The sequence below is a fragment of the Pseudomonas sp. JL23 genome, assembly GCF_056933585.1.
This window is the reverse complement of record NZ_CM167795.1, coordinates 4443242-4451859: the sequence shown is the minus strand read 5'-3', so window position 1 is coordinate 4451859 and position 8618 is coordinate 4443242. Positions and strand designations below refer to the sequence as shown.

Here is an 8618-nt window from a genome sequence, read left to right as displayed (position 1 = left end):
TATGTCGCTGCACCCCGATATGGCTGCATTTCTGGAGTTGGTAGAGTTTGGCAGGGCGACGGGCAAGATTTTGCCCATGCATGAGCTGAGCGTCGAGCAGGCCCGCAAGGAGTTTGAGCTGAGTGCTCAGGTGCTGGACCCCGATCCGCCGGCGGGTGTTACGGTCACGTCACTGCAGATTCCTGCACGCGATGGCGCAATACTCGCAGCCCGCCTGTATCGCGCCGCGCAGTGCCCGTCGATCAATTGCCCGGTGATCCTGTATTTTCATGGCGGCGGTTATGTGGTCGGCAGCCTGGACTCGCACGACGCGGTGTGCCGGCGCTTATCCCTCGCCACCGGCCATGCTGTCCTGGCGCCAGCCTATCGCCTGGCCCCCGAACATGTATTTCCCACGGCCTTGCACGATGCGCAGGACACGGCTGACTGGCTCGCCGCACAGGTGGTGGCCCTGGGCCTGGATGGCGCCAGGGTGGTTGTCGCCGGGGACAGTGCCGGCGCCACTCTGGCCACTCTGTTGACGATTGATGTGACGACGCGAACGCGACCAGCCCCATGCGCCCAGCTGCTGTTCTACCCCGTGGCCGACGCCTCTGTGCGCTACGGCTCGTACGCGGCGTTTGCCGAAGGTTATCTGCTGGAAAGCGCGACGATGGACTGGTTTTATCAGCATTACCTGAGCGCGCAGGCTCAGAAAAGCGATTGGCGGGTTTCGCCGCTATTGGCGGTGCCGTCCACATCCCTGCCTGCGGCCTATATCAGCGTGGCCGAGTACGACCCCTTGCATGACGAGGGCATGGCCTACGCCGCTTTTCTGCAGCGCCATGCCGTTTCGCTGGAGTTGCGGGTGGAGAAGGGCCTGACCCATGACTTCCTGCGTATGGCAGGGGTGCTCGACAGTGTCGATGGCATTTATCAACGGGTTGCCCAGTGGTTGAACCGACTCGATTGAGCCAGGCTTCGGTTCGCCGGGGCAGGACCCGGCTGGTTTTGTGGGACCAGCTTTAGCCGGGAAGACGGTATGGCAGGGGAAAAAGTGTATCAATCCCGCCCAGGCTTTCCCGGCTGAAGCCGCTCACACGCTGCACTACTGATCTCTTTAACTGACTGGCATCAGGCGAGGCAGGGCTCTACCAGCACTCGCCCGGCTTCCATGCGCACCAGTTGATCGGCCGCATCAAAGTAGCGATCGTCATGGCTGATGACGATGATGGTTTTACCCAGTTTCTTCAGCTCCGGCAGCAGCTCGGTGTAGAAGATACGGCGGAAGGTCGGGTCCTGGTCTGCGGCCCATTCGTCGAACACCAGCACCGGGCGCTCCTCCAGCCAGGCATTGATCAATGCCAGACGCTTGCGTTGACCGGTGGAGAGATCGGTGGTGGTGAAGACGCCATCGCGAATGCTGACCTTATGGGCTATCTCCAGGCGTTTGAGGTAGATCTCGGCGCTTGCGGGGACGGACTGTGAGCCCAGCAACGGGTCGTCAAACAGGTAGTAGTCGGAAAAGATCGTCGTGAACAACTGGCGATAATCGTCACGGTTTTGCGCGGTAATCACTTGGTCGTCGATGCGAATTTCCCCCTCTTGCGGCGGATACAGGCCCAATAACAGCTTGATCAGGGTGGTTTTGCCGCAACCGTTTTCACCAACGATAAATACAATGTCGCCCTGATTTATCCGCAGGTTAACCGGCCCCAGCGTGAACGGCGCAGCTCCGTCAATGGGAGGGAATGCATACTTCACGTCCTCCAGCTGCAATGTATCCAGGTTGGTCAGCCGGCTTTTGCGGTTATCCAGCAGCAGGTGCGGTTCGGGGGAGGAAAACTGCTCCGACAGCTCGGCGATCCGGCGAAAGGCAATCTGCGCACGGCTGACCACGGGCAGCATGCTTACCAGGTTCTCCAGAGGACCTTTCATGTACAGCAGCACCAGAACAAAGCCGCTCATCACGCTTTGGTTGGCCGCAGGCCAGAGCGACTGCAACACCAGGGCCAGGCCGATGACCACGAAAAACAGCATCGAACCGAATGCCTTGGCAATGACGAAGGTGTTGATCGAGCGGATCTGGGTGTCGCGTATCCGGTCGGCAGTGCCCTGGATATGCCGATTGAACATGCGTTGGCGGCGCGGCCGATGGATGCGCAGCTCCTTCGCTCCACCGGCGATGGCGTTGTAGTGCTTCTGCAATTCATCTTCAGCGTCCCGGGCGGCGAGGAAGCCTTTCATACCTTTGCCCCGGGCGACGTACTGGGCGGTGATACCCAGAGCCATTGCCACCAGCATCAGCAGGAACATGGGCCACGACAGCATCGCCAGGTAGCCCAGGCAGCCCAGGGTCACGGTCATGGAAATGGCCAGCGGCGCGAAGGCGAAGGCGAAGTCACTGATGGTGTCCACGTCGTGGGTCAATACCGGGATCAGCCGGTGGCTGCGATAGCGCTCGATCTGTTCAATGGGCGCGGACAGCACCTTCTCGCCAAGGTCTTTGCGCAAGGCGGCGATGATGTGCTGGCCGACCCGGTTGGTGCCGATATCAGACAGGATAGAGCCCGACAGCGCCAGTACACACAGCCCGGCGAAGAGCCAGGCGACCTGCTGGCTGAGGCCGTTCTCGCTGTGCAGCGCGCCATTGATGGTGGCCAGCAGAATGGTGATGCTCAGGCCGCCGACAATTCCCAGCACAATGGACGACAGCACGGTGTATTTGAACGGGCGAAGCAGGACGAAAAGCTCCTGCAAGGCGCTTTTGGGCAGCATGGACATGGCGGGTTCCTTGGGCTCGGTGTCAGGCACTGGCGAGTTCGCAGATCTTGGATTCCCGCTGGTTCTCAGACAGGTTCAAGGCCTGGTAAAGCGTGCGAGCGATCTCCTCGCTACGCATTGGCAGCACCGAGAGCAGGGTGTCGCTCAGCCCGTGGGTCGCTTCACAGAAGCCTTGCAGGAACACCGGTGCCTTCAGGTCGGAGGAGGCCAGGGCCCGGTAATTACGGTCGACCTTGAGCCCTTGAAGGTGCTGCTCCAGCGGGGCCAGCAGCTGCTGATGGCTGCGGCGTTCATAGCCTGTGGCGAGAATCACCGCATCGTAGTGATGGCTGCTGTGCTGCTGGGTCGCCAAGTCGCGCAGCGTCAGTTCGATACCTTGCTCCGTGGCTAGCGCCGCTTCGATGTGCTGACGGCACAGGACGGCATGGCGCGGCTGGCCGGTGATCTTCTGGCGGTAGAGCATGCCGTAGATGCGCTCGATGAGGTTGGGGTCTACTACGGAGTAGTTGGTGTTGTGGTATTCACTGATCAGTTTCTCCCGGTCTTCGGGAGCCTGCTGGAAAACCAGGTCGGTGTAGTCGGGGGCGAAGATCTCGTTGACGAAAGGGCTGTCGTCGGCCGGCTTGAGGGCTGAACTGCGCAGGATCATCTCGACGTTCACCGATGGGTAGCTGTCATTGAGGTCGATGAACGCTTCGGCAGCACTTTGTCCTGAACCGACGATCGCAATGCGCATCGGTTTGCCCTGGTTGCAGGGCAGGGTCTGCATGGCGCTCAGGTAGCGTGAGTGATGGAACACATGGGGGTGGTTCTTGAGCGGGACAAACATCTCCGGGATGCGAGCGGTGCCGCCGGTGCTGATGACGACCGAGCGGGTCCGGCGCACATGTTCCTCGCCCTCGATCCCCCGGGAAACCAGTTTCAGATGATGGATGGTACCGTTGCTCAGTTCAGGTTCGATACGCACAACCTCTTCGCCGTAGCTCGCCTGCGCCGAGAACTGGCTGGCGACCCAGCCCAGGTAATCATTGAACTCCAGTCGAGACGGATAGAAGGTGCCCAGGTTGATGAAATCGACCAGTCGGCCGTGTTCTTTCAAGTAATTGACGAAGCTGTACGGGCTGGTTGGATTGCGCAGGGAAACCAGGTCTTTGAGAAAGGAAATCTGCAATTCGCTTTGCGAGGACAGGGTATCGCCATGCCAGCGATAGTTTTGCTGCTTGTCGAGGAACAGCGTTTTCAAGGCCTTGCCACTGCTTTGGGCAAGCTCCTGCAGGGCGATGGCCAAAGCCAGGTTAGAGGGGCCGAAGCCCACACCGATGACGTCATGCAAATGGGTGTTCATGGCATTACTCCTGGATAGACGGGTTGCCCAGAGGCTGATAAAGACGGTCGGAAAAGAAACGCTCCCGCGACAGCATCACCAGCAGGGCGCGCTTGTGCACAAAGTCGAAATGCTTGAGCTTGGCAAAGCCATTGCGATCGAAGTTGGCGATCTGTTGCAGGTTGTCGTGACGGGGTTCGCAGACGATGCGTTGGGTGCGTGGGTCGTCGAGGAACAGGTAATGGCACATCGAAGAAAACCAGGCGGTATAGAACGCCTTGCCACGGAACGCATCTTCGCCCACCAGTAAGTGCAGGCCGCGGTCATAGTCCTGGGCGTCATAGAAGGGGGCGATGCGATCTTCCTTGGTCCAGTAGACTTCGAAGTACCCGAAGGGCTGACCATCAAAGCGTCCGATCAGCGGCAATGTATGAGGATCGGCCAGTTGCTTTTGCAAGTAGGCGTGGTGTTGCGCAAGGCTGCCTTCTTCTTCCCAGAACCGGGCCACGCGCGGGTTATTCATCCAGCGATTGAATGCAGACAGGTCGCGGTCGGCATCGGCCAGTTCGAAGGTGAGGGTCTGCCCGACCCACGGAATGTGGCGTCGATACAGCACCTTCGACTGCGCCTCTGGTCGCAACGGATGGCGCTTGCCGTCGGTGACCTGATATTGCTGCGGCGTCGGGCTGAACGAAGCCTTCGGCAGCCAGGGTTCAGGGGCTTGCCAGAGCGCTTGGGCGGTGCAGGTGTATATCCCTTCGGCATCCTGACGCAGCAATCCGGCCGCCAGCAGTGCGACGAGGGCATTGGAGTCCGCGCACTTGAAGGTCAGTGTCTGTAACACAGGGTGTTGGCTGAACGCAGCCTCGCAGGCGGCGAGCAGGCTGTGCCGATCAATGTCCTGTTGCTCGATGCTGCCGTGGAGCGTGTCAGGCAGGCCCCCGGGCTGGAGGGCCATGCTTAGTCGGGTCCTGCCGTCTTCGCTCACCGTCAGGGCGTGCCCGGTCAGCAGGACCTGCAGTTGCCGTTGTGGGTAAAGACTGGCAAACGCAGGTGTCAGGCGGTTGCGATCATTCATCTCTGCCTTTCCGTGGTGCGGGGAATGTAGAGTTGAAACGAAGCCCGGGCATGGGGATTTAGCCGCGCATGACTGCAGTGAAAGCATTCAGAAATGCCTGCATCTGCTCGGCAGTACCGACGGTGACACGCATCCACTCAGGCCATGCGCCGAAGACCCGGCCGACCTGGACCTTGCGTTGCTCGAGGGCGTCGATCACCGGTTGTGCCGGACGGCCCAGGGCGATCATGAAACAGTTGGCCTGGGCGTCGGTGCAGCGGTAGCCCGCAGCCTGCAGGCGTTGCACGGTGTCTTGCAGGATATGGCGATTGGTGCGCTTGCGCAGAGCCACCAGGTCAGGGTCTTCCAGGCTGGCAATGCCGCCCATAGAGGCGCTGACGGAAATGAAATTGCGACCATTGAAGCGTTGCAGGTCCTTGAGCAATTCGGGCCTGGCGATGACCAGTCCCAGACGGGCTCCGGCCATGCCGTAGAGCTTGGAGAAGGTGCGCAGGACCATCACATCGTCGTTTTCTACCGCCAGGTTCAGGCAGGGTGGGGCGTCGGAAAAGTGCAGATAGGCTTCGTCGATAATGGCCAGGCAGCCCTTGGGCTTGTGGCTGACCAGATACTCGATATCGGCATGGGGTGTCAGGGTGCCGGTGGGGTTGTTCGGGTTGCACAGATAGATAACCCCCGCTTGGGCATCAGCGGCAAGCATGCCGCGGACGTCATGGGCATGCCGGGCATCCAGGGCAACTTCATGAACCGCCGCGCCGATATAGCGGGCGCCGCTGGCTACCGAGTCATAGGTCGGCGCGGCGGTGACCACGCTGCGGGCGCCCGCCGAGCGGGCCAGTCCGTACTGCAGCGGCGAGCGCGAGCCGCAGAACACCGCGACATGGTCGCTTGGCACCTTGTTCTGGCGGGCGAACAATTCAATCAGGCGCACTTGTTGTTCGTAGTAGTAGCGGCCGCTCTGGCGGGCACCCAGCTCCATGGCCTTGACCGTCGCAGGGCTGGGGCCGTAGGGGCTTTCGTTGTAATCCAGGCGGACGATGTCATCGCCGAAGATCGGGTCGATCGCAGGCTTGGCGGGTTTTTTTGCCGCCCAGGCGGGCAGGGCCGGGGCGAGGCTGGCCAGGGTGGCAGCGGTGACAAAACGGCGTCGACTCAATGAGGTCATGTTTATTCTCCGTGGGCGGACGTCAGTCCTTGTCATTACCGTTGAGATTGCGGGCGACGCGGAAACTCAACCAGTCGCCGCGTACTTCGGGTTCGCGCTCGTTACGGTTGCCGGAGCGCGAGAAAATGGGCGGTTCGAGGTAGTCGTTACCGCGAATCTGCCGATGGCTGCAGGTGCCGCCGGTGGTCCAGGCGCTGCCATCGGTGGGGGCACCGACATAGTCGGTATGCCAGCAGTCTTCGACCCATTCATAAACGTTGCCGTGGGCATCGAAGACGCCGAAGGCATTGGCCGGGAAGCTGCCCACCGGGGCGGTGTAGGTGAAGCCATCCTTGGGGCCGTAGCCGTTGGCGTGTTTGGTGATCTGGTATTCCCCTTCGTTGTCGAAGGGGAACGGAAAGGGCCCGGTGGAACCGCCGCGGCCGGCATATTCACGCTCTGACTCACTGAGCATGCGATAGGGCTTGCCGGTCTTCTTCGCCAGCCAGCGGATGTAACCATGGGCTTCTTCCCAGTTCATGCACACGGCAGGCTGGCGCGGACCCTGGGGATAGCTGGGCTTGCCGTTTTTGCACAGGCGGCCTGGGCGCAAATCGCCGTCGGGCAGCACGGCGCCGGTGGCCTTGGCATAGTCCTGCCATTGTTCGGCAGTGACATGGAAGCGGCTGACAGCAAAGGGCTGGGCGAAGGTCACCTGATGCAGAGGGCCTTCGTCATCCTGTTTGCCCATTTCGTCATCCGGTGTGCCCATGACATAACTGCCGGCAGGCAACACCACCATTTCCGGGCAGTCCTTGCAGTCCTTGAATACCTTGCCGGCCTCAACCGGATCAGCCGCCAGGGCTTCGCAAGAGAGGGACAGGCAGCCCAGGGCAAGCAGTGCGGTCAGACGTTTCATGGTTTTCCTTGGGAGTATTGGGCGGTGGCAGCAGCGGCCGGTGCGGCGGCTTTCTGGGCCGCCTCCCAGACACGCAGGAAGTTGCCGCCCCAGAGCTTGGCGATGTCTTCGTCGGAGTAGCCACGCTGCATCAACTCGGCGGTGACGTTGCGGATCTGGCTGACGTTCTCCCAGCCGTCCACGCCGCCACCGTCGTTGAAGTCCGAGCTGATGCCGACATGATCGATACCGATCTTCTTCACGGCGTAGTCGATGGAGTCGACGTAGTCGGCCAAAGTTGCTTCGGGCTCCTCGCCGAGGATGTCGTAGAAGGGCGTGAGGTATTCGCCGAATTTCTTTTCCGACCAGATCGAGAACACCGGGTCAGTCGTGGTGCCCATCTGGGTCTGGTTCTGCACGTCGGGCAGGTTGTAGCGGGCGCGCAGCTCGTTCATCTTTTCGATGGTCTTGCGCGAAAACGGCTTGAGGTACTTGGAGTAGGCAACGATGTTGACCAGGCCGTCGGTGGCCTTGATGCTGGCCAGGTCGGCGTCGCTCAGGTTGCGGCGGATGTCCATCATGCCCTGTACGCCGGTGTGGGAGGCGATCACCGGGGCGCGGCTCAGCCGGGTGATCTGGCTCAGGGCCTGGCTGGACATCTGCGATACATCAATGACCACGCCCAGGTTATTGAGCCTGGCCACGGCACGACGGCCTATATCCGACAGGCCGCCCAGCGGGTCTACCGAGTCACCGAGGAAGGGCAGGGGGCGGGCCGAATCGACCCAGCTGTTATTGCCCACATAGCCAGGGCCGAACACACGCATGCCCCGTGCCGCCCACAGGTTCAGCTTGTCGATATCGTCGCCCAGAGGCGCGGCGTTGAGCATGCTGATGATGATGGCGAACTTGCCTTCACTGGCCAGGCGGCGGAAGTCGGCGGGGGAGTAGGCGATGCCGGCCTGCTCGGGAAAGTCCCTGGCGATGCTGGTGATGATGCGATAACGCACTTCCAGTTCGTTGGCCATGGCCGCCTGAAAGCCGGCGGTGGGGCGATGGGGCCAGTTGGGCCCGCTCCAGAACTCCGGCCACGACCAGATGGCAATGGAGGCGCCACGCAGACGGCCTTTGGCGGCCTTGACCAGATCGAACCGGGTCGGGCCGTCACGGTTGGCTTCCCGACCGTCGCTGCCGTAGTTAAGCGGCACGTCAAGGTGGGCATCCAGGCTGAGGATGCGCTCTTGCAAGGCGTTGGCACGCTGCTCGATGTCGCGACTGAAGGGATGCGCATGGCGATATACCCAGTACCACCAGGCGCCTGCGGCGGCGATCAGGACCAGAGCCGACAGGGCGACTGCCCACGGCCATTTGCGCGACTGTTGAGGGTGCTTCGTCATTGCCTATCCGACCC

7 protein-coding genes are annotated in these 8618 nt (G+C 61.3%); 1 reads left to right on the top strand and 6 read right to left on the bottom strand.

The window, feature by feature from the left end; genetic code table 11:
- Position 1 precedes the first annotated feature (1 nt).
- Entirely contained in the window at positions 2-952 is a 951-nt protein-coding gene (locus AC1Z24_RS20670) for an alpha/beta hydrolase (RefSeq protein WP_483742478.1), read from the top strand.
- A 161-nt stretch (positions 953-1113) separates the two neighbouring features.
- Here the strand turns inward: AC1Z24_RS20670 and AC1Z24_RS20665 are convergent, their stop codons facing one another.
- Genes AC1Z24_RS20665 through AC1Z24_RS20640 form a run of 6 tightly spaced genes read right to left on the bottom strand, consistent with a single transcriptional unit; the run spans position 1114 to position 8604 of the window.
- Positions 1114-2763, bottom strand: coding sequence for a cyclic peptide export ABC transporter (locus tag AC1Z24_RS20665; RefSeq protein WP_483742477.1), 1650 nt, complete (start codon positions 2761-2763; stop codon positions 1114-1116).
- Between the two features lie 22 nt (positions 2764-2785).
- Positions 2786-4108 (bottom strand): lysine N(6)-hydroxylase/L-ornithine N(5)-oxygenase family protein, encoded by a 1323-nt coding sequence (locus tag AC1Z24_RS20660; protein ID WP_483742476.1) that lies wholly within the window; start codon positions 4106-4108, stop codon positions 2786-2788.
- Positions 4109-4112: 4 nt separating this feature from the next.
- Entirely contained in the window at positions 4113-5165 is a 1053-nt protein-coding gene (locus AC1Z24_RS20655) for a GNAT family N-acetyltransferase (protein WP_483742475.1), read from the bottom strand.
- Positions 5166-5223: 58 nt separating this feature from the next.
- On the bottom strand, positions 5224-6330 hold the full coding sequence (gene ptaA / locus AC1Z24_RS20650) for a pyoverdine biosynthesis transaminase PtaA (RefSeq protein ID WP_483742474.1): 1107 nt from the start codon (positions 6328-6330) through the stop codon (positions 5224-5226).
- A 22-nt stretch (positions 6331-6352) separates the two neighbouring features.
- Positions 6353-7228 (bottom strand): dihydropyoverdine dehydrogenase, encoded by an 876-nt coding sequence (pvdO, locus tag AC1Z24_RS20645; RefSeq protein ID WP_483742473.1) that lies wholly within the window; start codon positions 7226-7228, stop codon positions 6353-6355.
- Positions 7225-8604, bottom strand: coding sequence for a dipeptidase (locus AC1Z24_RS20640; protein ID WP_483742472.1), 1380 nt, complete (start codon positions 8602-8604; stop codon positions 7225-7227). The genes pvdO and AC1Z24_RS20640 overlap by 4 nt, the downstream gene beginning before the upstream one ends.
- Positions 8605-8618: the final 14 nt, after the last annotated feature.